Source organism: Salinispora pacifica CNR114 (genome assembly GCF_000514775.1).
In the GTDB taxonomy this organism is placed as follows: Bacteria; Actinomycetota; Actinomycetes; order Mycobacteriales; family Micromonosporaceae; genus Micromonospora; species Micromonospora pacifica.
This window is the reverse complement of sequence record NZ_KI911467.1, coordinates 241,792-265,020: the sequence shown is the minus strand read 5'-3', so window position 1 is coordinate 265,020 and position 23,229 is coordinate 241,792. Positions and strand designations below refer to the sequence as shown.

The following is a 23,229-nucleotide window of genomic DNA, read 5'->3' as shown; positions in this document are numbered from 1 at the left end:
GCTGCGCCGCTCTACTCAGCCTGTCGCGCCGGCTGCTGCCGACCGTGCCCGGGCCTTGCGGGTGGCGCGCAGTAGCAGTCCGGCATAGAGCAGCAGCAGGGCGTCCTGGAGCAGCACGAACCAGCCGAGTCCCTGGATCAGGAAGCGCCCGAAGCAACCACAGTTGTCGACCGTCAGCCCGCGTGCGAACGCCTGCGCCGCCAGGCCAGCCCAGGCCACCGCCACCCCCACATAGATCCAGACCGGGGTCAGCGCGCACGACCGCGGTCGGGTCAGTAGCCAGAGCCCACCGGCCAGTTCCGCCAGGATCAGCACCGCTGCCAGCCACGGCAACGCCGCCGCGGGCGCGACCTGGTACGCGGCGAGGATGTCCGGCATCACGGGCCATGAAACAAGCTGGCCTGCTCCCATCACCGTGAGGATGGCACCCAGGACAGCACGAAGCCACATGAGCCGACGCTAACGTCATAACCCAGCTCCAGCACCCAAAACGCGACAACTAATGATTTCTCTGGCTTGAGGAACGATTCCGAAACCCAGGCAGCCGACAGCGACCGCCTATTTACCCAAAGCAATTGAACGAATACGATCCGGTAGGTGCCTGGCCTGGATCGGGGTGACTGTGCACATTCCTTACGCGCCTGCCTTCGCTGCCCAGCGGCCTGAGAAGTCCGTCGAGGTCTGCATCGACAACGGCCTGGCCCAGGTCCTGACCTGGGACCGACGCACCGACCAGCGGCAGGTCCGCACCACCGCCCCGAACGGCGTGACCGGCTACGACATCGAACCCGACGGTCGGCACTTCTGGTGGTTCGACGCGAACCCGGCCGGGATCGGGCGCTGGCGACGGCAACCGTTCCGGCCCACCGCTACCGACCCGACGACACCATCCACCGCCCTCGCCGGCCTGCCGCCCGGCCGGCAGGCCGGGATCGCCTTCGACGCTTCCGGGGGTCGGGTCGCGGTCGGCATCGGCACCGAAACCGAGACCCGGTGCTACGTGGGCAGACCCGGCGGAGCCGGGCAACTGGTCGCCGCGGCGGCGGGCTACGCGACACTGGTCGACCTGACCGCTGACGGAGATACGGTCGCACTGGCCGGGCGGGCCGACAGCGACACGGCGATCAGTGTCATTCGCCTCAGCGACGGCAGGCTCGACGTCGTAGCTGGCAGCTACCGCCGGCGAATCTGGACGCTTGAGTTCCGCCCCGGCGACCGGTCCCACCCGCAGCTGCTGGTCATAGTCGAGACACCAGAGCGGTATCGGGTCGGCACCTGGCAGCGGGACCGGGGTATCGCACTGGCCGAAGCCCTCTCCTACGACACCGAGGTCACGGCCCACTGGTACGGCACGGACGGGCAGGTGCTCATCCAACACGACCAGGCCGGTCGCAGCCGGCTACTGCTGGCCGACCTCACCGGTGGTAAACCCGCGGCCATCGCCACCCCACCCGGCACGATCCTGGATCTGACCTGCGCCCCCGGCGGCGACATCCACTACGTCTGGACCGGTGAGTCGGTGCCGCCCCAGCGCCGGGTCGCCGGACCCGGCGCAGCGGCCCGGGGGGCGCCACGAGCGGCTGGCCCGGCGCAACCGACCGGAACAGCCCGGCGCAGCGAACTGTGGACCCATCAGCCCTACGGCCGGATCCACAGCTTCCTGGCCACCCCGCCCGGTGCCGGGCCGTGGCCGACCCTGTTCCTGGTCCACGGCGGGCCGTCCCTACATGACCGCGACGCCTACGACCCTCGGGTTGAACTGCTGGTGCGCGCCGGGTACGCGGTGGTGCGCACCAACTACCGGGGCTCGACCGGGTACGGGCCGCAGTGGCAACGGGGATACGGCCATCGGGTCGGGCTGGCCCAACTGGACGACCTCACCTCGGTGCGGCGACACCTGCTCCACCGCGGCGTCGCCGCACCAGGCCGGGTCGGCCTGTGCGGATACTCGTGGGGCGGGTACCTGGTTCTCCTCGCGATGGGAGTCACACCGGCCGACTGGTCGGTCGGCCTCGCCGTCGCCCCCATCGCCGACTACCCGGCTGCCTACCGCGGCACCACACCGGCGCTGCGCGAGGTGGACGACGAACTCTTCGGCGGCGGGCCCGACGACGTACCGCAGCGATACCGCGCGGCCAATCCAATGACCTACCTGGACCAGGTACGCGGCCCCCTGTTCATCGCTGCCGCCAGCGACGACGACCGCTGCCCGCCGGGCCAGGTGCGACGCTACGTCGCTGCACTACGCCACCGCCGGGTGCCGCACCAACTGCACTGGATGTCCGGCGGCCATCTCGGCGACGCCGCCAGCCAGACCCACGCGTTCGACGAGCTACTCCGGTACGCCGGCCAGGCACTGGGACCGGACCGAACCCGGGCGGCCACAGCGGACGGCCGTCCGTACCAGCCAACCAGCCAGGGAGGGAGGTGAATCGCATGAAGCGACGCAGCGTACGGCATGACCCGATCGCCACCAACGAGCGGGAGCGCGGGGCGGTCGTGGTGAAGATGTTCCTCGACATGGACCGGGCAGTTGCGGCCGAACGGAGCGGCGGGACCGATCCAGCGGCCGACAAGGTGGCGGTCAGCGAGTAGCCACCAGCGGTAACCGCGCGAGTTCAACGGCTCCGTTCCGGAGCAGCCCGCTCCGGGACGGAGCCCACCAACGGAAGGATCCGCAATGAAGGTCGTCCTGGTCAGCATGCCGTGGGGCTCGATCGATGTTCCGTCGCTGGCGCTGGGCATCCTGCGTACGGCAGCCAGCCGGGGTGGCCACGAAGTCGAGGTCCGCTACGCGAACCTCGACTTCGTCGACTGGGCGGCCCGAGTCACCAACCTCACGTTGGCCGACTATCAGTACTTCTCGGAATCCTCCTACTTCCTCGGCGCCGGCGACTGGGTCTTCTCCGGCCTGCTCGACGAGGCAGACCGATCGTTCGACTCCTACGCCCGGCTGCTGGCCAGCAACGGCACCGCCGACGCCGAGATCGCACGGACCGGGTCGATGCACCGGGTGGTGCCCGAATTCATCCGCGGGCTCGCGACCGAACTGGCGGCGACATCGCCCGATGTCGTCGGCTTCACCACCACGTTCCAGCAGAATACCGCCAGCCTGGCCGTCGCCCGGCTGCTGAAACAACTACGGCCGCAGACCCAGATCGTGTTCGGTGGCGCCAACTGCGACGGGCCACAGGGGGCGGCACTGCACCGCAACTTTCCCTACGTCGACTACGTCGTGCGGGGTGAGGGGGAGGTCGCTTTCCCGCACCTACTGGACGCGCTCGATCCGCTGACCACCGCACCCGACCCGGCGGAGCTGGCCAGGATCGCCGGCCTGTGCTGGCGGGACCGCGACGGCAGGGGACAGGCCAACGAGATGTCGTCCACTCCCCTGCCGCCAACCCACATCGTGGCTCCCGACTACACCGGCTACCTGGAGCGACTGGACGCCTCGGTGGCGGCGGACTGGGTAGCGCCCAAACTGGTCGTCGAAGGTTCCCGCGGTTGCTGGTGGGGCGAGAAGCACCACTGTACGTTCTGCGGGCTCAACGGGTCGTTCATGCAATTTCGTAGCAAGAGCCCAGCCCGGTTCCTTGACGAGCTCCTCGATTTGGCGCGCCGCCACCAACTGCTCGACTTCATCGTCGTGGACAACATCCTGGACATGGCGTACTTCGACACGGTGCTGCGCTGGCTGGCCGAATCGGAGTACGACCTGCGCCTCCACTTCGAAGTCAAGGCCAACCTGCGCCGGCACCACTTCCAGCAGCTGAGCGACGGCGGTGCCGTACAGGTCCAGCCCGGGGTGGAGAGCCTCAGCACCAACGTGCTGCGGCTGATGGACAAGGGCGTCACCGGTTGCCAGAACGTACGGGCGTTGCGCGACGCGCAGAGCGCGGGTGTGACGGCGAGCTGGAACTACCTGTACGGGTTCCCCGGTGAGACGGCACGGGACTACACCAGCGTCGTCGCGCAGCTGCCGGCCCTGCACCATCTGGAGCCGCCGATCAGCTCCACCCGGATCGCCATCGAGCGGTACAGCCCCTACTTCGACCGCCCGGAACTGGGGTTCGCCGTCCTGCGGCCGGCCCCCCAGTACACCGAGATCTACCGGCTGCCCGAGACCGAGCTCGCCGACCTGGCGTACATCTTCACGTCGGCGCCGAACGGCATCGACGGGGCCCAGGCCGCCGACCTCGACGCGGCACTCGGCACCTGGCAGGCGCAGTATCCGGTCAGCCGGCTCACGTACCAGGAGCTTGCCGACCGGATCGTGTTGGTCAGCCGACGCGCCAGCTACGACTGGACCGTGCTGGAGCTGACTACGCCGGCCGAGGTCGAGCTGTTTCGGCTCCTGGGCCAGCCCCGTACGGTCGCGACCCTCGCCGCGAAGGTGCCCGGCGGGGCGGCGGCCGTCGAGCCGCTGCTGTCCCGGTGGACCGCGCTGGGCCTGCTGTTTCACGACGGTGGCCACCAGGTGCACCTCGCCGTGGAGTCCAACAATCAGGTACTGACCCGAATCGATCACCGCCGAGCTGAGGTCCGGCGACTTGAGGAGGAATCGCGTGCCACCGTCGTCGCCTGAGCTCACCGAGCTGACCGAGTGGGGCGCAAGCGGGGTCGAGATCGAATTGTCCCGCGACTACGAGCCCACCACCGCCCAGGTCCCGGGTATGTCTCTCGGTACCCGACAGATCACCGGCCCGTGGGAACCCCTCGTCGCCGAGCTCTACCACCTGGGCGTCCGGCAGGTCCGGATCGCCGACCCGGTCGACCTGTGTCCGGACGCGGGCGTCGTCGCCGCCCGCACCCTGGTGTTGCTCCGGGAGTTGACGGCCCACGCGGTCTCGGTGGAGTGGGTAGCTCGTTGTCACGACGGCTGCGCGGGTCGAGGCCTGTTCAACCATCTGTATCCGCCGGCTCGGGTGAATGGTGTCGACGACGACGCGGCGGTACGGGGCTGGCAGACGTCGTTTTTTCTGGGGATGTGCGTGTCCCGGCGGGGCCCGGGGTTCACCGAGGTACGCGACCGGCGGCTCGGCACGCTGGAGATGTACACCATCGACGAACCAGCGCATCTGGCGGCGATCACCGAGTTGGCGGAGGGCGTCCCGGCCGGGCAGCTGCCCGTTCCCGTGCGTGAGGAGCTGACCGAGGCACGGCTGATCGCCGAGCAGTCCGGGTATCTGTGGTGGCTGCCGACCCGGGCGTACCGGTGGCCGTCTCCTGCCCTGAGCGTGTAGGCAGGCCCTTCTCCCGCCAACCGCCCCAACCGCCCCAACCGCGAGGAGAGCCGTGGAGACCGTGACCGGCACGTCGACCCCGCCACCGGTGCCGTATATCGCCGATCCGTACCCGACGTTGGCCCGCATCCGCGCCAACGGCCCGGTATCGATCCTGCACAGCGACGAGGGCATCCCGATGTGGGTCATCGCCCGCTACCGGGATGTGCGGGCGGCGCTGGCCGACCCACGATTCGGGCAGGACGCCCGCCGCGCCCAGGCCCTGGCCGACAACCGGGTCGCCGGGGTTACCCTCGGCGGTGACATCGTCCACATGCTCAACAGCGACCCGCCGGACCACACCCGGTTGCGGCGCCACGTTCAGGGCGCGTTCACCGCTCGACGGGTGGCGGCGATGCGACCACTGGTGGAACGCATCACCACCTCCTTGCTGGACGGGCTCACCGGTCGAACGACAGTGGACCTGGTGCAGGACTTCGCCTTCCCGCTGCCGATGTTGGTCATCTGTGAGCTGCTTGGCTTCCCGGCTGAGGAGCGAAACGCCTACCGATCCTGGTCAACGGCGATCCTGACGCACGACGACGACCCTGCCGCCTTCGCCACGGCACTGCGGGAAATGACCGACTACATCGCGGTTCAGCTACGGATACGACAGACCCGGCCCGGCGACGACATCCTGACGGAGTTGCTGGCCGCGCGCGACGCGGGCCAGCTGACCGACGACGAGATCATCGGCATGGTCTTCCTGCTCCTGATTGGTGGGCACGAGACGACCGTCAACCTGCTCGGCACCGCCACCCTCGCCCTGATGCGCAACCCCGACCAGCACCGGTGGCTGCTGGCAAACCAGCACGCGCTGCCGGAGGCGATAGATGAGTTCCTCCGCTACGAGTCCCCGGTCGCCATGGCAACGCTACGGTTCACCACCACGCCCGTCGCTGTTGACGATGTCGTGATTCCCGCCGGTGAGCTGGTGCTGGTGTCGCTCGGCGGCGCCAATCGGGACCCCGACCGGTTCCCGGACGCCGACCGGTTGATCCTCGACCGGCGCGACACCGGACATCTCGCCTTCGGCCACGGCCTGCACCGCTGCCTCGGCGCGTTTCTCGGAAAACTCGAAGGTGAGGTGGCTCTCGGTGCCCTACTGAGGCGGCACCCGAGGCTGGCGCTCGCCGCGGAGGTGCGTCAGCTCCGGTGGCGAGACACGATCATGTTGCGTGGACTGGAGTCACTTCCGGTATCCCTCCATGGCTGAGGCTACGACGGCGGCCACCTCCATCACTCGCCGGTTCCGGCCGCAGCTCAGCTTCGCTCCCCTGCGCATCCGCGGCTACCGGCTGCTGTTCGCGGCCGAATTGATCTCTGTCTTTGGTGATGCCTTTCACACGGTGGCGCTTCCGTTTCTGGTCTACCAGTTCGGCGGCGGCGCGCGCGATCTCGGCCTACTGGTGGCCGGCTATGGGCTGTGCCGGCTGGTGACGACACCGCTGGGCGGGGTCTTCTCCGACCGGATCGGCCCGTGGCCGGTGATGCTGATCTCTGACCTGATTCGGGTGCTGTTCACCGCCGGCATCGTCGTGGTCGCCGTGACCGGAGCTGGCGGCATGGTCGCCGTAGCGGTGTTGGTGGCCGGCACCGGACTCGGCGCCGGGCTGTTCCAGCCCGCTGCCTACGCGATCACCCCGCGGCTGCTGCCCGCCGAGCAGTTGCAGGCTGGCAACGGATTGCACAGCACCGCCACGTTCGCGGCCGGAATGATCGGTCCGGGTGCGGCCGGGCTCGTGGTGATCGCCCTCTCGCCAGCGGTGGCGTTCGGTGTGGACGCCGTGACCTTCGCCGTTTCGGCGGCCTGCCTGGCGATGATCGGCGGTGTGGGGCGCGCTGCGGCGATGCCGGTGGCGGCCGCCACTGGTGGCGGCGCGGCACCGACGCCGGAGCCGGCCGACGGGACGCCGCCGGCCGGTCCAGAGATCGGGTTCTGGCAGCTGCTTCGTGAGTCGGCGCTGTTGCGTACCGTGCTGCTGGTCACCGCGACCGCCAACCTCACCGTCGGCGGAATGGTCCGGGTCGGTCTACCGTCGCTGAACAACGACGATTTCGCCGCTGGTGCGGGTGGGCTGGGCGGTCTGCTCGCCGCCTTCACGGCCGGCTCGCTGGTGGGTGGGCTCTGCTCCGCCGGTGTGGCGGGGCTGCCCCGACGCGGATCGACGGCGATGATCTCGGGCCTGGTGTTGGGTGTCGCTGTCGCGTTGGTGCCCTTCGCCGGCTATCTCGGCGCCGTGGTCGCGCTGTCGGTGGCCGGCCTCGCCAGCACCGTCACGAATGTACTGGTGATCACGATCGTGCAGCAGAGCACCGCGCCGCACCTACTTGGCCGGGTGATGAGCGCGATCGTCTTCGCCGCGTTGAGTCTGTTTCCGCTCTCCACGATCGCCGCCGGTCTGGTGGCCGAAGCCTACGGCAGCACGGCGATCTTCCTCGCCACCGCGGCAGCGCTGTTGGCCGCGTTCGGCTACGGCTGCGCCCGCCGCGAACTACGGCAGCGGTAACGGTGGATCGGCCCTGACCAGCGGACGTGGGCACGGGTAGCGGCGGGATTTGCCCGGGGCGACCCCCACCTGATTTAATAAATGAACGGCCATTTATTAATGTGGGGTGATGCCGGTGGGACGTCCGCGCGGAGTTGACGACGTGGTGATCCTGCGTGCGACGACGCACGTCATGGGTCAGGTGGGCCCGGCGGGTCTCACGTTGGCCGCCGTGGCACGCGCGGTCGGGCTGGCACCGGCAACCCTGGCGCAACGCTTCGGCTCCAAACATGGCCTACTCCTCGCCCTCGCCAACCAGACGGAGAAGGACATCAACGAGCTGGTTGGGCGAGTGCGTCGCACGCACGACTCGGCGCTCGGGGCCCTGACGACGCTGATGGTGCGGTCCGTGGCGGCGCTGAGCACCCCGGAGAGCTACGCCAATCACCTGGCGTTCCTGTGTATGGACCTCGGTGATCCGCAGCTCTACGAACGCGCCCTGACCATTCACCACACCCAGCAACGAATGATCGAGCAGCTACTCACCGAGGCAGCGGACACCGGTGAACTCCGCACCGACAGTAGCCCCGCGGCGCTGGCCCGCACGGTGCAGGCGGTCACCGCCGGCGCCGGCCTGAACTGGGCGCTGGAGCGCGAAGGCCGCCTCGAACAGCGGCTTCGGCAGGAGCTCGACGCCGTGCTGGCGCCCCACCTGCCGCCGCAAGCAAACCCTGATCTGGAGGAGTCATGACCATTGACGCACGCCCGCTGGCCGGAAAGGTCGCCCTGGTCGCCGGCGGCACCCGCGGTGGCGGACGGGGCATCGCCGTCGAACTCGGCGCCGCCGGTGCGACGGTGTACGTCACCGGACGAAGCAGCGCCGGCGAACGCTCCGACCTCGCCCGGCCGGAGACCATCGAACAGACCGCCGAGCGCGTCACCGCCGCCGGCGGACTGGGTATCGCCGTTCGCACCGACCACAGCCGTCCCGGCGAGGTCCAGGCGCTCATCCACCAGGTCACCGCCGAGCAGGACGGCCAACTCGACATCCTGGTCAACTCGGTGTGGGGCGGCGATCCGCTCACCGACTGGGAGCATCCACTGTGGGAACAGGAGCTCGATACCGGTCTGCGGTTGCTGCGGCAGGCGGTGGAGACCCACATCATCACCAGCCGGTACGCGCTCCCCCTCCTGGTCGCCCGCCGCAGCGGCCTGGTGGTGGAGGTGACCGACGGCAACACCGCCCGCTACCGCGGCAGCCTCTTCTACGATCTGGCGAAATCCGCGGTCATCCGCCTCGCCGTCGCCCAGGCGGCCGAGCTCAAGCCCCACGGCGTGGCGGCCGTAGCCATCACGCCGGGCTTTCTCCGTTCGGAGGCCATGCTGGAACACTTCGGTGTCACCGAGGCCAACTGGCGCGACGGGGTGGCCCAGGACCCCAACTTCGCCCACTCCGAAACCCCGGCCTACCTCGGTCGGGCTGTCGCCGCGCTGGCCGCGGACCCCAACGTCCTGGCCAAGACCGGACGCGCCCTGGCCACCTGGGGACTCTACCGGGAGTACGGGTTCACCGACGTTGACGGCAGCCAACCGGACTTCGCCGCCCACTGGGCCGAAAACCTGGCCGAAGAGTACGGGCCCCTCGGGGAGCCACTCTGACCCGAGGCCGCTGCCGCCGCAGGCGCGCCTTGGCGGCAGCGGCATGGTGTTCGGCCGTAGCGGGTATGGGCAGGGCATGATTGATAACACGATCGTGACGGTGGCTGAGAGGAATTCGGACTTCCGAAGGGTGCTGTGGACCGGTAAGCACCTCCAACTGGTGGTCATGACGATCCCACCCGGGGGTGAGATCGGCGACGAGGTGCACGAGCATGCGGACCAGATTCTGACCTTCGTCAGCGGCGCCGGCGAAGCGCGGGTTGCCGGCGAAAGGCGCGAAATCGAGCGAAGCAGTCAGATCGTGGTGCCGGCCGGCACCAGGCACAACTTTGTCAATACCGGGCCGAACCCGTTGGTGCTCTACACGATCTACAGCCCACCGCAGCACGCCGACCAAGCGGTGCACCGCACCAAGGAGGAGGCCGACGCGGCCGAGACCGCGGGCGCGGACGAGCCGCCGACCGGCTGAGCTCCGGCGGGTTCGCGGCCCCAACGACGACGATCCGCCAGCCGGACGGGCCCAGGGGACGCCACCGCTACTCGCGCGCCCGCATACGCCACCCGGGCGTCCCGCGCCGAGACGACTTCTGCCTGCCAGCCCACGTTCCTCGCCAGCACAGCACTGCCCCGATCTTGGTCCGTGGCATCAGGACTGTCAGCTGAGGGGCCACCCCCGATGTCGCCAAGGTGCGCGGCGGCGGGTCAGCAGGACGCGTACAGAAAGCAGTTCGCGTACATCGTCCGCATCGTTGTTCGAAGCCTCCGGCACCGGTGTCTCCCCACAACCCCGGAAGACGCCGAGGTGTCGAGGTGCCCGCCGAGCGTGTGCCAGGCGTAGCCGGGGCGGCGATCACTCCGGCTCATGGCAGACCGCCTCGACGTTGTTGCCATCCGGGTCGCGGACGAAAGCACCGAAGTAGTTCGGGTGGTATTCCGGCCAGATTCTGGGGGCATGTAGCACCTCCGCCCCGGCCGCCACCGCGGCGTCGTGGAACGCCCGCACGGTAGCCCGGTCAGCCGCGGTGAAGGCGATGTGCACCTCGGCTCCCTCGTCCGCGCCACGCAGCGGATAGAGCCAGAAGTCAGGAGTGTCGGTGCCATAGCCGACCTGGGTCGGGGACTCCAACAGGCGACGCCCCCCAAGGGTGGTCAGGACGGCATCGTAGAAGACACGGCTGGCGTCGAAGTCACGCACGTGGACGGCAATGTGGTTGAGCACCGTAACTCCTCGAGGGAAACCGGCCAGCGGGAAACCGGGCCGGGTCACCGGGTGTGACGAATCCCAGGCTAGGAAGGGGGTACGACGCTCCCACCGCCGCGCGACAGTGACAGCCACCCCGCGCACGGTGTGATCCGGACACGTTGCGAACCAGGTACCGGAATCTGCCAGCGGTGGCGCGAGACGAGGTCAGCCGGTTGGCCTTACCAGAGCAGGCGCGGCGCCCGGCCCGTCGAGCGGGGGCACCTCGGAGACACCAGACCGAGAGAGCTTCAGGTGACGGAGGTCTCAGGCATTGCGTGCTACCACACACCTGCCCGTAGGGTCACGGTGATCTCGTTGTCGCGTGGGGGGGCAAACCGAGTGCAGTACGTACGTTTGGGCAGGACAGGGCTGAAGGTCTCGCGGATCTGTCTGGGAATGATGAGCTACGGCGATCGCGGCAAGAGCGATGGGTGGGTGCTCAGCGAGGACGCCGCCGAACCTCTCGTCCGGCGGGCGGTGGATGCCGGAGTCACCTTCTTCGACACCGCCGACATGTACTCGTCAGGAACGAGTGAGGAGGTCACCGGCCGTCTGCTGGGCAAGATCTTCTCGCGGCGGGACGACTACGTCCTTGCCACCAAGGTCTTCTTCCCGATGGGCAGTGGGCCCAACGACGGTGGGCTGTCCCGCAAGCGCATTCACACTGCCATTGACGAGTCGCTGCGCCGGCTCGGCACCGATCATGTGGACCTCTACCAGATCCACCGCTGGGACGACCAGACACCGATCGAGGAAACGATGGAGGCCCTGCACGAGGTGGTACGCGCCGGAAAGGCCCGGTACCTCGGTGCCTCCAGCATGGCCGCCTGGCAGTTCGCCAAGGCGCAACACGCTGCCGACATGTCCGGGTGGACTCGGTTCGTTGCCATGCAGAATCACTACAACCTGCTCTACCGAGAAGAAGAACGGGAGATGATCCCGCTCTGCCGCGACCAGGGAGTCGGCGTCATCCCGTGGAGCCCGCTGGCCCGTGGACTGGTCGCCCGCGCCGGAACGACCGAGGCAACAACCACCGCTCGTGCGTCCGGCGGCGACGCCGACCGCCGGGAGGCGCTGTACGGGCGCGGCGATGAGCGGATCCTGCACCGGGTGGCCCAAGTCGCCAACGAGTGCGCTCTCCCACCAGCGCAGGTCGGTCTCGCCTGGCTGCTGGGTAAGTCTGGGGTGACCGCCCCCATCGTCGGGGCCACCAAGGAACGGCACATTGATGATGCGGTTGCGGCGGTGGACGTTTCGCTGACCGAGAAGCAGATGCAATACCTCGAAGAGCCCTACCAGCCGCAGGCCATCCGCATGTGAACGTGCCGTGGCGAGTCCTGCAGTTCGGCCAGGTCGGCCCAGGCGGCTGGCAGAGTCACCGATTCGTTGTAGCGGGACGGCTACTTGGTCGGACCGGGTTGGGCAGGAACTCGCGGTGGTCCGCGGCGAGATCGCTCGTCGGTGCCCGCCGCTGTTGCCCGCTACGCCAGCGGCTACGGCACGCGCCGACGACAGCACGGGCCTGGAGCAGGTGAACCGAGAGCCCCGGAGGTGACTTTCCCGTACGTGGTGGGCATTCCTGCGGCGCGCGCCGGTACGGAAACCGCCACCCGGCGGCTGATCGACCGGGGCGGCGGTTTGTGATCCGGGTGGAGGGGCGGTCAGAAGTCGTCAGCGGTACGCATGCGGTCACGGATCCAACCACCGGCCGGCTTGAGCGGGCCGGTGCCGCCGAAGTCGCCACTGGCACACGTTCCGGTGGTGAAGACCGCGCCGGAGCGGAAGTCGTCGGAGTAGTTCCAGTTGACCCAACTGATCTTCTTGCTCGCCATCAGGTCGAGGTAGCGCTGGGACATGGTGAAGTCGTTCGGACCGTCGCCGGTGTACTGCTGGGTGCCGAACTCGGTCACGAAGATCGGAATCTGGTCGGCCGCCGCCGCCAGGGTGTTGTAGTACAGGTCGCGGTGCGATGCCGCGTAGAAGTGGAAGACGTACATCAGGTTGCTGGCCGCCACCGGGTTGGCGGTGATGGCGTCCACGCCGCCGCCGCTTCCGGAGACCCCGAGCGACGACCAGTCGGGAGTGCCGACCAGCACCACAGCCTCCGGGTCCCGCTCTCGGATCACCGGGATGACCTGGTCGGCGTAGCTCTTGACCGCGCCCCAGCTGACCCCGTTCGGCTCGTTCGCGATCTCGTAGAGGACGTTCACCTTGTCCCGGTGCCGGTCGGCGATCTCGGCGAAGAAGGTCTGCGCGCGCGACAGGTTGTAGTTGGGGTCGCCCGGCGTGAGCATGTGCCAGTCGACGATCGCGTAGAGGCCGCGAGCGGTAGCCATCTCGATGTACTCATGGACCAGGTCGGTGAAGCCACGCGGGTCGGTCTCGTAGCCACCTTCCTGGATGTACATCGAGATCCGCAGGACGTCGGCGCCCCACTGGTGGGCGAGGACGTCCAGGGAGGCGTTGGTCGCGCAGTTGGCGTACCACTGCAGACCGTGCGTGCTCATGCCCCGCAGTTGGATCGCCTTGCCGTTGTCGTTACAGAGCTGTTCACCACAGACCCGCAGCTGTCCGTTCGCCGCGACCGGCGTGCTACCAGGAGGTGCGGTGGTCGGTGAGGGTGAGGGTGGACTGGTCGTCGGAGGAGCTGTCGGCTGGCACGGCTGGCCGTTGAGTCGACAGCCGCTCGGATTGCCGGAGCCGGAGCCGAGGAAGCCGAACGTCACCGAGGCGCCCGGTGTGACTGTGCCGTTCCAGTGCTGGTTGGTGAAACGGTAGCGCTGCCCGTCGCGGTCCATCAGCGCGTTCCAGTACGTGCCGATGCTGGTGCCCGCCGGCAGGTCGAAGTCGACCTGCCAGGAGGTCAGCGTGCTGCTTCCCCCGTTGGTGATGGTGTATCGGCCTTCCCAGCCACTACCCCAGTCGGAAACCTTGACGAACGTCGCGGTCGGCGCGGCCGCCGCGGTGGCGGTGGTGGTGGCCGCCATGGCCGCCGCGGCCACGACCGCGAAGACGCCGGCCAGGGCCACAGTCCTCATGCCCAGCTTCATCGGTCCTCCTAGAGACATCGCCCGATCAGCTCGGCCGTGGCTGGGGTCGGGACAGGGACTCCATGCGGCGCGCTTTGTTAATCTACTTAACTATATCGTGACCTGTCTATAACAAACTTGACTGGTTCTGCCGGACTACGGTGCTGACGGATGGGGGTCGAGGCGCTGGGTCGAGCCTGCCGCCAAAGCCGCACAAACGTGCTGGACGCCGCTGCGGATCATGCCGCCGTACTGGTCGTCGGGGAGGTCCGTAACCAGACTCTGGACCTGGGCCAGATGCTTCCGCGCTCGCGTGGGATCGCCCAAGCGCCGATGGTCATCGGCGAGGTTGAGGTGCAGCGAGGGTAGGAGCAGCCGCACCTGCCACGCGTGGTCGTACCGCCGAGCACGGTCATCGGTAAGGTCGCCAGCGGCGGCGAGGGCACGCTCGTCCCACTCGAGTTCAGCCTGGGTGGTGTCCTGCAAATCGGCCAGGTAGTGGGCGAGAGTGCACCGGTGTAGCGCATCGCCGGTGGCGCCGATCTGCTCCCAGAGCGCGGTGAGAGCATCGCGGGCCTGCGAGCGCTGCCCGGATCGGCCGAGCTCCACCGCGGCGCCGATGCTCGCCATCGTCTCGTCGGCGGCGGCTCGCACGGACTGGTCCATGGTTCTCCTCAGGTTTCGGATTGTGGGCTGGCCGCCACCGGCATCACCACGGTGGTGAGATCGCCATCATCGGCGCAGCGAGAGACAACGGGCAGGTGGGGTTGGCTGATCTGCAGCATCACGTCCGGCCCGATGCTGGCCGCTGCCGCCAGCGCCGGGTACAGCGTGGCGGCGCGGAAGCTGATCGCCACCGGCGCTCCGGTGATGTCGGCGGGAACCACTCTCGGCGTCCCCCGACCAGGCGAGGACGTCACGGTCAGATCGCCGTGCATCACGAAGTCCAGGCGTACCTGTGGATCATCGGCGACGGCGGCCAGCAGTAGGTCCCGCGACGCGACCACCTGGGTCCGCACCTCGGGCAGTCCGTCGAGGACGATCCGGTACGCGGGGAAGGCTCCCGCGACTGTCGGTAGCCGCTGTTGGCCACCGGGACCGGTGAGCTGGACGTACGAATCGGCGTACCCGAGTCGCAGGTGCGCCTGGTTGCCGATCCACTGCCGCGCCCGGTCCAGGTGGGCTGCGTCAACAACGGCCGTCGCCGGCACCTGCCGCCGGTCGTTCGGCAGCGACCGGACCGCTAACCGATACCGGTCGGTCGCCACCAACCGCAGCTCATCCTCGGTCACCTCGATCAGGACCCCGCCGAGCGCGGGGATGCCGGCGCTGGCATCCGCGGCCGACACCACCTGCCCGATCGCCTCGGCAAGTCGCTGTCCAGACAGGACCAGCGTGGCGCCTTCCCGATCTCGGATCAGGCTCAGCGCGGTGGTGCGGGCGACCCGGGCGTCCTCGACCGCGCGTTCCATCGAGCTCAGGTGAGCCGCCAACAGCTGCTCGGCCACCCTGGCGGGGCCGGCAAGCACCCGCCGTACCTCCCCCAACGGCAGCCCCACCTTCCGCAGTTGACGGATCAGGGTGACCTCGTCGAGCTGATCCGGCGAGTAGTACCGGTATCCGGTGATCGGGTCAACCGCAACGGGGCGCACGAGACCGCAGTCGTCGTAGAAGCGCAGGGCGCTGGTGCTGACCTGCGCGGTCCGCGCGAAGACCCCGATCGTCATCCGATCCTCTTGTGCTGCCACGCCGACCATCCTGAGCCCTCAACCAACCTGAAGGTCAACAGCCGAGGACCCCTGAACTTCCTGACCCACGCGGCACCCCGGTGATCGGGGCTACCGGGCCGCGTCGTCGTCCCGGGCACTCGTCAGGCTGTCGAGGTGCTCGGCGAGCAACACGCGGAGGCGGCCAGGCGGCATGAGCTCGGTACGCACCAGCGCGTGCAGGGTGAGCCCGTCGAGTAGGGCATGCAGTCGGGCCTTCTCCGCGCTGAGGTCAGCACCCCGAGCCACCAGCCCGGCCGCCGCGAGGGCGTTGACAGCGACATCGACGACCCCCCGGACGCCGTCGTCGGCCTCGCGGAGTCGCGCCTGGGCAGCCGGGTCAACCTGGGCGTGCAAGGTCAGCCACAGCCACACCTCAGCCGCTCTGCGGCGCTGTCGATCCAGCGGCAGGAACTCCTCCAACGCCCGCTGAACGGTCTCGCGGGGTGGCCCGGCCCAGCTCTCCGCGGCGAAGCGTTCGGTCGCCCTCGCGATCACGTGCTCCATGGCGAAGGTCAACAATTCGGCCTGGGTGGCAAAATAGTGCCGCAACGCACTGGGTGACCAGCCGGCCTCGGCAGCGATGCTTCGCACCGTGGCTGCGGCGACGCCATCGCGGTAGACGACGCGCCACATCGCCTCGGCCAGCTCGGCGCGGCGCGCGGCGTGGTCAACGATTTTCGGCACGGCTCCTCCGGCAGTCGATGACAGCCCCTGCTACCGTGATCGTACAGCGTGCCAAAAAGGGGGTATGGGTGCTTGTCGCGATGATCGTCGCCTGTGAGGTGGCCTTCTGGCTGCTGCTCGCGGCCGGACTACTGGCCCGGTACCCGCTTCGCCTTCCCCGCGTCGGCGCCGTCCTGCTCCTGGCGGTCCCGATGGTCGACCTCGTCCTGCTCGCCGCCACGACGATCGACCTCCGCCGCGGCGGGACCGCCACCGCCGCCCATGGCCTCGCCGCGGCGTACCTCGGTTTCTCCGTGGCGTTCGGTCACCGCATGGTTCGCTGGGCCGACGTACGCTTCGCACACCGTTTCGCCGGCGGGCCGCCACCGACTCGGGCGCCACGGTACGGACCGGAGCGCACCCGACACGAGTGGCGCGAGTGGGGCCGGGGCCTGCTCGGCTGGGCTGTTGCCTGCGCTCTCCTGCTCGCTGGTGTCGCCTTCGTCGGTGACGCCGAGCGGACCCAGGAACTCTGGGGGTGGATCGGGCGGCTCAGCCTGGCGATGGCGATCTGGCTCGTCTTCTGGCCCCTCGCGCACACGGTGTTTCCCAAGCGGGAACCGCGCCGCCCCACCAGCGCCCCGGGCCCAACCGGATGAGTCGTCAACCGGGGCAACTCCGGTGCTGGTCGGGTCAGACCAGCACGCCACCACCAGCGCGAAACGGTCAGGTATGACATCAGCCCACCGGGACCCGAGCAGTTCGATCCTGTCGGTGTTGGAAGAACTCAGCGTCACCCGGCGCTGGGGAGGCCCACCGACGCTACTCACGATCAGCCATCGGTCGCCGAAGCCGACCGTGCCCGCCATCCTCGCCAGCGGCGTCGATTCGGATGGCCCGCTCGACCTGCTGGCCCACTGGGTCGACCAGTGCCGCCGTCATCGTGGCATCGGCAACACGCAGCGGGACCTCGGTGTTGACGCGGTCGCCGTCTCGGGTGAGATCGACGGCCAGCACGTTGGCTACGCCATGGACCGCACCGGCCGGGAGTACCTCGTGCGGGGCCAACGACACGGTGCCGAACCGCACCGCGACAGCGGCACGGATGTCGCGGCCCGCACCCACCTTCCGGGTCTTCTCACCCAACGGCTCGCCGAGTTGGTCTGGCGGCTGGCGGGCCCGCCGCCGCCCGCCGCCGGTGCTCGAATCCGCGACATGTGGCCCGCCGCCGGGCTGATCGACCTGGACGAGGACGAACTTCACGAACGCTACGCGCTGCCCTCCCACACCGAGGGTCACGTACGCCTCGTCGCGGTGTCGAGCATCGACGGTCTCGCGGCGGTGAATGGTTCCAGCGCCGCGCTGACCAGCAGCGGTGACCAGCGGGTCTATCGCCTGATCAAACGAGACGCCGACCTGCTGCTGCTGGGGGCGGGCACGATCCGTGCCGAGCAGTACGGCCAGACCGCCCTGTCGGCTCCCGAGATCGCCCGTCGACGGGCCAACGGCCTACCGCCCTATCCGGCCGTCGCGGTTGTCACCCGCAGCCTCGATCTCGACCTGGGTGGCCCGTTGTTCCAGCCCAGCATCGGAGGTCACCCCCAGCCACGGCCGATCCTGATCGTCTCCGCGGCTGCGGCGGCTGAGGCCAGCACGGCGGTAGCCGAAGCCGCCGAACTCCTGGTCGCCGGCGACTACAACGTCGACCTCAACCAGGCTATCCAGCTGCTGCGACAGCGGGGGCACCGACGCATCGTCTGCGAAGGTGGCCCCTCGCTGGCCGGCCAGTTGGCCCAGGCGGACCTGCTCGACGAGATCTGCGTGACGGTCACCCCCCAGCTACCGGCGGTGGCCGGTCCGCGGATCACCGCCGGTCCGGCGGGGCGACCCGCGGGCGGGCAGTGGCAGCTCCACCGGTCCCTCCTCGACGAGCAGGGCAACCTGTTCCTCCGCTACACCCGCCCTGGCCCGTCCGACCGGTCCGACGGCCCCCCGACGGTCTGACGGTCCTGGACGCGGCCGCACGCCGGAGGACGTTCGTTCAGGATTCGCTGATAGATCAGATGGTCCTGCCAGGCGCCGTCGACGTGCAGGTAGTTGGGCGCGGTGCCGATCCGCGTGAACCCAGCTTTGGTGAGAACGCGCTGACTTCCGGTGTTGCGCACGTGGGTGCCGGCCTCAAGCCGGTGAAGGTCGGCCACCTCGTCGGCAAGCCGGCAGGCATGCGCGACAGCCTGGGTGGCGAGCCCCCGCCCGGCATACCCATGGTCGATCCAGTAGCCGATGTTGGCGCTGCGGAACGGTCCGAGTACGACGTTGGACAGCGTCAACGTCCCAACAACCCGACCCCCCTCGTCCAACACCCAGGGCAGAGTCTGGCCTGATTCCAGGAGCCGGAGCTGATCCTGAACCCGACTCCGCTGCCCCGCTAACGTGAAGTCGGCATCCGCCCGCCGTGGCTCCCACGGCTGGAGGTACTCACGATTGAGAAGGTACGCCTCGCTCAGCGGCCCCGCATCGGACTCCTCCAGTAGACGCATCACGATCGCACCGGTCAAGGGGGTGGGACGGATGTTCACACTCGTCAGCGTAGTGCCCCGGCGGCGAAGTGCCAGGGCCGGCGGCGGCGAAGACCGCCACCGCCAACCCGCGACGTACCGTGACCCCACGGGTCCGCTGCTGCCGGACCCTCAGTCGCGGTCCGGACGTCGCAGGGTCAACGACTGGAAGCAGTAGCCATAACCGGTGTCGACCAGGTGGAAGTCCACCACGTCGAACTGCGCGGCGGTGGCAAAGCCGAGCAGCTGTTCGTCGGTGCGCCACGAGAAGAAGCGCGGTGGCACATGCCGGTCATCGTCGCTGGGACCCTCGGTGCTCTCGTCGCCGCCGTACACGCCGACGAAGTAGAGGCCACCGGGACGCAGGACGGCCCGGATTGCGGCCAGAACCGCAGGCAGATCGTGGTTGGGCACATGCAGCAGGCAGTTCATCGCGAATACCGCGTCAAAGGAGCCGGCCGGAAAGTCCAGGTGCAGAAAGTCCATCACGTGGGCGTCGATGCCCTTGGCCCGGCAGTGCTCGACCATCACCGGTGACAGGTCGGCCGCAACGACGACCAGCCCCTCCTGCTGGAAGAACGCGCTGTCCTGCCCGGTGCCCGCGCCGACCTCCAGCAGCCGCGCACCCGATGCCAGCCGGTCCCGGAACGCCTGACGCTCCGCCACCTTCCACGGTTGCTTGGTCAGCCCGTCGCGCCAGGCCGCGCGAGTGTCATACGCCTGCCGCAGCGGGTCGAGAACCTCGTCATATCGAACGTCCACGTCGGTCATTGTCTCGGGTACGGTCCAGCGGCCCGCGTACCGCCCTCCACGCCCCTGCCGCGGTCCGGCAACGGCCAGCGCACGCACCCGATCCGATCGGCGGTGACAGCTGCGCCGGCCAGGACTTTCTCACCCTGGGTGGGCTGTGGCAGGCTGAATCGACGCGACTGGCGGCACCGAGGATGGGATTTACCATCGGGGAGCTCGCCGCGGAGGGTCGACCGCCTGGGCCTTCCGTGGGGGCGAGGTGAGCCATGTCCACGTCGATGTCGGTCGCCCGGTCACTGCCGGGTGGACCGGTAGCCGAGCAGATCCTGGCCGAGGTGGCGCAGGAGGTCACGCAGTTACGGGCGGCCGGGATGACCCCGGCCCTGGCCACAGTGCTGGTGGGCGACGACGACGCGAGCGTCGGGTACATCCGGATCAAGCAGCGCCAGGCCGAACGGTTGGGGTTCGCCTCCCCACATGTGCAGCTGCCGGCGTCGGCGTCGCAGGCGGACCTGCGGGCGGTGGTGACGCAGTTGAGTGCGGACACGGCGGTGCACGGGGTGTTGGTGCAGCACCCCGTTCCCCGGCACCTGGACTTCGACCGGGCGATGCAGGCGTTGGATCCGGAGAAGGACGTGGATGGGATGCACCCGGTGAACCTGGGCCGGTTGGCGTTGGGGCTGCCGGGACCAGCACCGTGTACGCCGGCGGGAATCGAGGCGTTACTGGCGTACCACGGGGTGCCGGTGGCCGGCCGAGGGGTGGTGGTGCTGGGCCGGGGCGCCACGTTGGGGCGTCCGCTGGCGATGTTGCTGGCGCAGAAGCGGCCGACGGCGAACGCCGCGGTGACGGTGGTGCACACGGGCGTGACGGACTGGCCGCGGTACACCCGCCGAGCGGAGATTCTGGTGGCGGCGGCGGGGGTGCCGGGTCTCGTACGCCCGGAGCACCTGCGCCCAGGAGCGGTTGTCGTCGGTGGTGGCGTGCGGTACTCGGGGCGGCGGCTGCTGCCGGACGTGGACGAGGCGTGCGCGACGGTGGCGGGGGCGATGACCCCCCGTGTCGGCGGGGTCGGTCCGACGACGGTGGCGATGGTGTTCCGCAACGCGGTGCGGGCGGCACGGCAGGCGCTGACGCCACCGCACCGTGACAGCGACGAGCACTCGACGCGGGCACCGGTACCGCCCTCGGGTTCGGGCGCGTCGGACGGGAGCTAGCTTCGTCCGGGGGTGCGGGGTGCCACCGGGGTGGAGACGATGAAGGAACTGGTGGTCTGGCCGTGGAGCAGGAACTGGTCAAGGACCGCCGCCAGGGCATCGACGGCGGCTACGTGCACCTTGAGGAGGAAGCAGTCCTCGCCGGAGATCCGGTGGCACTCACTGACCTCGGGGACGCGGTCGGCCAGGTCTGCGATCTTTGACAGCTGGCCTGGACCGGGTTGGATCCGCACCCAGGCGGCGACGGGGAGGCCCAGGGCCGCGGGGTCGATATCGACGCGGTAGCCGCGGATGACGCCAGCGTGTTCGAGCCGGTGCAGCCGCTCCCGCACCGCCGGCGCGGACATGCCGACCTGCCGGGCCAACTCGGCGGCGCTGGCGCGTGGGTCGTCGCGCAGTACGCCGAGCAGACGGCGATTGGTGTCGTCGAGCAACGAATTTCCATCTGGAAGGCCGGATGGGGGTCTCGGTTCACGATGCGTCATCGTTATGCTCCTTTAGTCTTCGATCATGCATGGTTCTAGGCGCTGGTGCCTTCGACAATAGGGCAATGCCACGACCAGTTCTCCGCACGGACACCCGGACTTCGGCGGCGGTGGCCGCACCGCGGATACCACCGCACGCCTACTTTGTCGTCGGTGCGGTGTTCCACTATCTCGGTCCAGCCTTCGCGGTACTGCTCTTCGTCCGCGTGGACGCCCTGGGCGTGGCGTGGCTGCGGATCGCCGCCGCCGCCGCGGTGTTCGCGTTGTGGCGGCGGCCGTGGCGGCGCTGGCGGCACCTGGACCAGGCCACCCGCCGGCTGTTGATCGGATGGGCCGCCGTCCTGGCGGCCATGAACAGCGTCTTCTACCTGGCGCTGGAGCGGCTGCCATTGGGCACGGTCGCCGCAGTCGAATTCCTACCGGTCATCGTCTTGGCGGCCTACGCGGCCAGAACCCGCCGAAACCTGATCGCGTTGGTCTGCGCGGTTGCCGGGGTGTATCTGCTCGCCGACGTCCGCCTGGTCGCCGAACCGCTCGGTATCGCCTTCGCCGCGGCCAACGCCGTGCTGTTCGCCGCCTACATTGTGCTCGGGCACCGCGTCGCCCGCGGTCAGCAACTGCCCGGCATCGACGGTCTCGCGCTGTCCATGCTGATCGCCGCCGTCCTCGCGCTACCCGTCGGCATCGTTGACGCCGCACCCGCCGCCGTGGACGTGCTCGCCCTGGCGGCCGGGGTCGGTGTCGGCATCACCTCGTCGGTCATCCCGTACGTCATCGACCAGCTCGCCATGGCCCGGCTGTCCCGGGCCACCTACGCCCTCCTGGTCTGCCTGTTCCCGGCGACCGCGACCGTGATCGGAGTCGTCGTACTGGCCCAGATCCCCACCACACCGGAGATCGTCGGGGTCGGTCTGGTGATCGCCGGTATCGCCGTCCACCAGGACGGTGAGCCGCCGCGACGACAGCGGGCCCGGGGGTGAGGCTGAAGCCCGCGTGGGGAGGCGGTGCTACCACCGCGGGGCGTCGCGCGGTTGGCGCCTGGCACCGGGTAGCCCGACGAATCGCCTTTCCGCGGACGTTCTCGGCCCGCCTGTGGCACGGTGAAGCCACAGCTTGACGGCGGTCCGAAGCCGAAAGCAGGAGGGTCCCTACTCACGCGGGGGTCCGGTGGGGCGTGCAGCCAGGTGAGAGGCGTGAAGCCAGGTGAACAACATGAATGCGCACCGATTCCTCGAGTCGAATCGGGGGCTGTGGGACGAGTGGGCGGACATACACGCCCGGTCAGCGTGGTACGACCTGGAGTCGGTACGCCGGGGCGCCTGCAAGCTGCGGTCGTACGAGGTCGACGAGGTGGGCGAGGTGGCGGGCCGGAGCCTGCTACACCTTCAGTGCCAGCTCGGCACCGACACGGTCTCGTGGGCGCGGCGGGGCGCGACCGTCACGGGGGTGGACTTTTCCCCCCGCGCCGTCGCCGTCGCCCGCCAACTCGCCGCCGACACCGAAGTCGACGCCCACTTCGTCTGCAGCGACATCCTGACCCTGCCGGCTGTCCTGACTGGAACCTTCGACCTGGTCTACACCTCGCGTGGGGTGCTGGGTTGGCTGCCGGACCTGACCCGGTGGGCGCAGGTGGTGGCGCACTTTCTGGCGCCCGGTGGCGTCTTCTACGTCACCGACATCCATCCGATAGCCGAGGTCCTGGACTCATCCGCGTCCGAGCTTCGAGTCAGCCGGCCCTACTTCCCCAGAACCGAGCCGGTTGGCTACCCGGTGCAGGGCAGCTACGTTGACCGGGACGCTCAGGTCGCCACCGAGGTGGAATACCTGTGGCCACACAGCGTCGCGGAACTGATCACCGCTGTCGCGGGGGCAGGGCTCGTGATCGAGTTCTTCCACGAGTTCCCGTGGCTGGATCGGCCGTGGCCGTTCCTACACGAGCAGGAGGGGCTGGGATGGGTTCTCCCCCCTGGTGGGCAGGGCGAGTTGCCGCTGTTCTTCTCACTTCGAGCCGGTAAGCCCACAGCCGGCGATGACCGATAGCCCACCGCGCCAGCGGCCGCGATGCCGGCATCTAGACTCGGCGTC

The 23,229-nt window shown here is 69.1% G+C and carries 24 protein-coding genes and 1 riboswitch; of the genes, 15 read left to right on the top strand and 9 right to left on the bottom strand.

Features of this window, described 5'->3' with window-relative positions:
• Nucleotides 1-15 precede the first annotated feature (15 nt).
• Nucleotides 16-450: a MauE/DoxX family redox-associated membrane protein gene (locus B118_RS0126165; RefSeq protein WP_026273026.1), complete on the bottom strand. Its 435-nt coding sequence runs from the start codon at nt 448-450 to the stop codon at nt 16-18.
• A 166-nt stretch (nt 451-616) separates the two neighbouring features.
• On the opposite strand from B118_RS0126165, the gene B118_RS0126160 reads away from it, so the two are divergent.
• From B118_RS0126160 to B118_RS0126120, 9 genes are all read left to right on the top strand, one after another.
• Complete coding sequence (locus B118_RS0126160; protein WP_018811132.1) at nt 617-2,431, top strand: alpha/beta hydrolase family protein; 1,815 nt, start codon at nt 617-619, stop codon at nt 2,429-2,431.
• 5 nt (nt 2,432-2,436) lie between these two features.
• The gene (locus B118_RS32600) at nt 2,437-2,595 is read left to right on the top strand and encodes a hypothetical protein (RefSeq protein ID WP_018215451.1); all 159 of its coding nucleotides are present in this window, start codon (nt 2,437-2,439) and stop codon (nt 2,593-2,595) included.
• Nucleotides 2,596-2,680: 85 nt separating this feature from the next.
• A complete protein-coding gene (locus tag B118_RS0126150; protein WP_028193721.1) occupies nt 2,681-4,585 on the top strand; it encodes a RiPP maturation radical SAM C-methyltransferase in 1,905 nt (634 codons plus the stop codon).
• On the top strand, nt 4,566-5,243 hold the full coding sequence (locus B118_RS0126145; RefSeq protein ID WP_028193720.1) for a DUF5825 family protein: 678 nt from the start codon (nt 4,566-4,568) through the stop codon (nt 5,241-5,243). The genes B118_RS0126150 and B118_RS0126145 overlap by 20 nt, the downstream gene beginning before the upstream one ends.
• A gap of 52 nt (nt 5,244-5,295) precedes the next feature.
• The gene (locus B118_RS0126140) at nt 5,296-6,498 is read left to right on the top strand and encodes a cytochrome P450 family protein (RefSeq protein ID WP_018219753.1); all 1,203 of its coding nucleotides are present in this window, start codon (nt 5,296-5,298) and stop codon (nt 6,496-6,498) included.
• Nucleotides 6,491-7,792, top strand: coding sequence for an MFS transporter (locus tag B118_RS0126135; RefSeq protein ID WP_028187846.1), 1,302 nt, complete (start codon nt 6,491-6,493; stop codon nt 7,790-7,792). The genes B118_RS0126140 and B118_RS0126135 overlap by 8 nt, the downstream gene beginning before the upstream one ends.
• A gap of 106 nt (nt 7,793-7,898) precedes the next feature.
• Complete coding sequence (locus tag B118_RS0126130; RefSeq protein WP_028193719.1) at nt 7,899-8,522, top strand: TetR/AcrR family transcriptional regulator; 624 nt, start codon at nt 7,899-7,901, stop codon at nt 8,520-8,522.
• Nucleotides 8,519-9,430, top strand: coding sequence for an SDR family oxidoreductase (locus B118_RS0126125; protein WP_018811137.1), 912 nt, complete (start codon nt 8,519-8,521; stop codon nt 9,428-9,430). The genes B118_RS0126130 and B118_RS0126125 overlap by 4 nt, the downstream gene beginning before the upstream one ends.
• A gap of 43 nt (nt 9,431-9,473) precedes the next feature.
• Nucleotides 9,474-9,899 carry a cupin domain-containing protein gene (locus B118_RS0126120; RefSeq protein ID WP_026270652.1) on the top strand — a complete coding sequence of 142 codons (426 nt, stop codon included), beginning with the start codon at nt 9,474-9,476 and terminating at the stop codon, nt 9,897-9,899.
• A 381-nt stretch (nt 9,900-10,280) separates the two neighbouring features.
• Here the strand turns inward: B118_RS0126120 and B118_RS0126115 are convergent, their stop codons facing one another.
• A complete protein-coding gene (locus B118_RS0126115; RefSeq protein ID WP_018219758.1) occupies nt 10,281-10,649 on the bottom strand; it encodes a VOC family protein in 369 nt (122 codons plus the stop codon).
• 363 nt (nt 10,650-11,012) lie between these two features.
• Here B118_RS0126115 and B118_RS0126105 point away from each other — a divergent pair, with 363 nt between their 5' ends.
• Nucleotides 11,013-11,993, top strand: a complete 981-nt coding sequence (locus tag B118_RS0126105) for an aldo/keto reductase (RefSeq protein WP_033660368.1) — start codon at nt 11,013-11,015, stop codon at nt 11,991-11,993.
• 341 nt (nt 11,994-12,334) lie between these two features.
• On the opposite strand, the gene B118_RS0126100 is transcribed toward B118_RS0126105, so the two are convergent.
• From B118_RS0126100 to B118_RS0126085, 4 genes are all read right to left on the bottom strand, one after another.
• The gene (locus B118_RS0126100) at nt 12,335-13,723 is read right to left on the bottom strand and encodes a cellulase family glycosylhydrolase (RefSeq protein ID WP_028193718.1); all 1,389 of its coding nucleotides are present in this window, start codon (nt 13,721-13,723) and stop codon (nt 12,335-12,337) included.
• A gap of 135 nt (nt 13,724-13,858) precedes the next feature.
• Nucleotides 13,859-14,368: a hypothetical protein gene (locus B118_RS0126095; RefSeq protein ID WP_028185788.1), complete on the bottom strand. Its 510-nt coding sequence runs from the start codon at nt 14,366-14,368 to the stop codon at nt 13,859-13,861.
• Between the two features lie 8 nt (nt 14,369-14,376).
• On the bottom strand, nt 14,377-15,459 hold the full coding sequence (locus B118_RS0126090) for a DNA polymerase III subunit beta family protein (protein WP_028193717.1): 1,083 nt from the start codon (nt 15,457-15,459) through the stop codon (nt 14,377-14,379).
• 81 nt (nt 15,460-15,540) lie between these two features.
• On the bottom strand, nt 15,541-16,155 hold the full coding sequence (locus B118_RS0126085; RefSeq protein WP_018827343.1) for a TetR/AcrR family transcriptional regulator: 615 nt from the start codon (nt 16,153-16,155) through the stop codon (nt 15,541-15,543).
• A 68-nt stretch (nt 16,156-16,223) separates the two neighbouring features.
• Between B118_RS0126085 and B118_RS0126080 the strand changes: the two genes are divergently transcribed.
• Nucleotides 16,224-16,793, top strand: a complete 570-nt coding sequence (locus B118_RS0126080) for a hypothetical protein (protein ID WP_018219764.1) — start codon at nt 16,224-16,226, stop codon at nt 16,791-16,793.
• A gap of 73 nt (nt 16,794-16,866) precedes the next feature.
• Complete coding sequence (locus B118_RS0126075) at nt 16,867-18,138, top strand: dihydrofolate reductase family protein (RefSeq protein WP_050585534.1); 1,272 nt, start codon at nt 16,867-16,869, stop codon at nt 18,136-18,138.
• Here B118_RS0126075 and B118_RS0126070 read toward each other — a convergent pair.
• Nucleotides 18,087-18,713, bottom strand: a complete 627-nt coding sequence (locus B118_RS0126070) for a GNAT family N-acetyltransferase (RefSeq protein WP_018219766.1) — start codon at nt 18,711-18,713, stop codon at nt 18,087-18,089. The two genes, B118_RS0126075 and B118_RS0126070, sit on opposite strands and share 52 nt — an antisense overlap.
• Nucleotides 18,714-18,824: 111 nt before the next feature.
• Nucleotides 18,825-19,463: a class I SAM-dependent methyltransferase gene (locus B118_RS0126065; protein WP_018219767.1), complete on the bottom strand. Its 639-nt coding sequence runs from the start codon at nt 19,461-19,463 to the stop codon at nt 18,825-18,827.
• Nucleotides 19,464-19,611: 148 nt separating this feature from the next.
• Nucleotides 19,612-19,692, top strand: a riboswitch (ZMP/ZTP riboswitch).
• 16 nt (nt 19,693-19,708) lie between these two features.
• Here B118_RS0126065 and B118_RS0126060 point away from each other — a divergent pair.
• Nucleotides 19,709-20,659, top strand: coding sequence for a bifunctional 5,10-methylenetetrahydrofolate dehydrogenase/5,10-methenyltetrahydrofolate cyclohydrolase (locus B118_RS0126060; RefSeq protein ID WP_028193715.1), 951 nt, complete (start codon nt 19,709-19,711; stop codon nt 20,657-20,659).
• Here the strand turns inward: B118_RS0126060 and B118_RS0126055 are convergent.
• A complete protein-coding gene (locus tag B118_RS0126055; RefSeq protein WP_026185184.1) occupies nt 20,656-21,144 on the bottom strand; it encodes an Lrp/AsnC family transcriptional regulator in 489 nt (162 codons plus the stop codon). The two genes, B118_RS0126060 and B118_RS0126055, sit on opposite strands and share 4 nt — an antisense overlap.
• Before the next feature lie 65 nt (nt 21,145-21,209).
• On the opposite strand from B118_RS0126055, the gene B118_RS0126050 reads away from it, so the two are divergent.
• Together B118_RS0126050 and B118_RS0126045 are read left to right on the top strand one after the other, a co-directional pair.
• Nucleotides 21,210-22,124 (top strand): EamA family transporter, encoded by a 915-nt coding sequence (locus B118_RS0126050; protein WP_028193714.1) that lies wholly within the window; start codon nt 21,210-21,212, stop codon nt 22,122-22,124.
• Nucleotides 22,125-22,356: 232 nt separating this feature from the next.
• Nucleotides 22,357-23,184: a class I SAM-dependent methyltransferase gene (locus tag B118_RS0126045; protein ID WP_018219771.1), complete on the top strand. Its 828-nt coding sequence runs from the start codon at nt 22,357-22,359 to the stop codon at nt 23,182-23,184.
• The last annotated feature ends 45 nt before the right edge of the window (nt 23,185-23,229 follow it).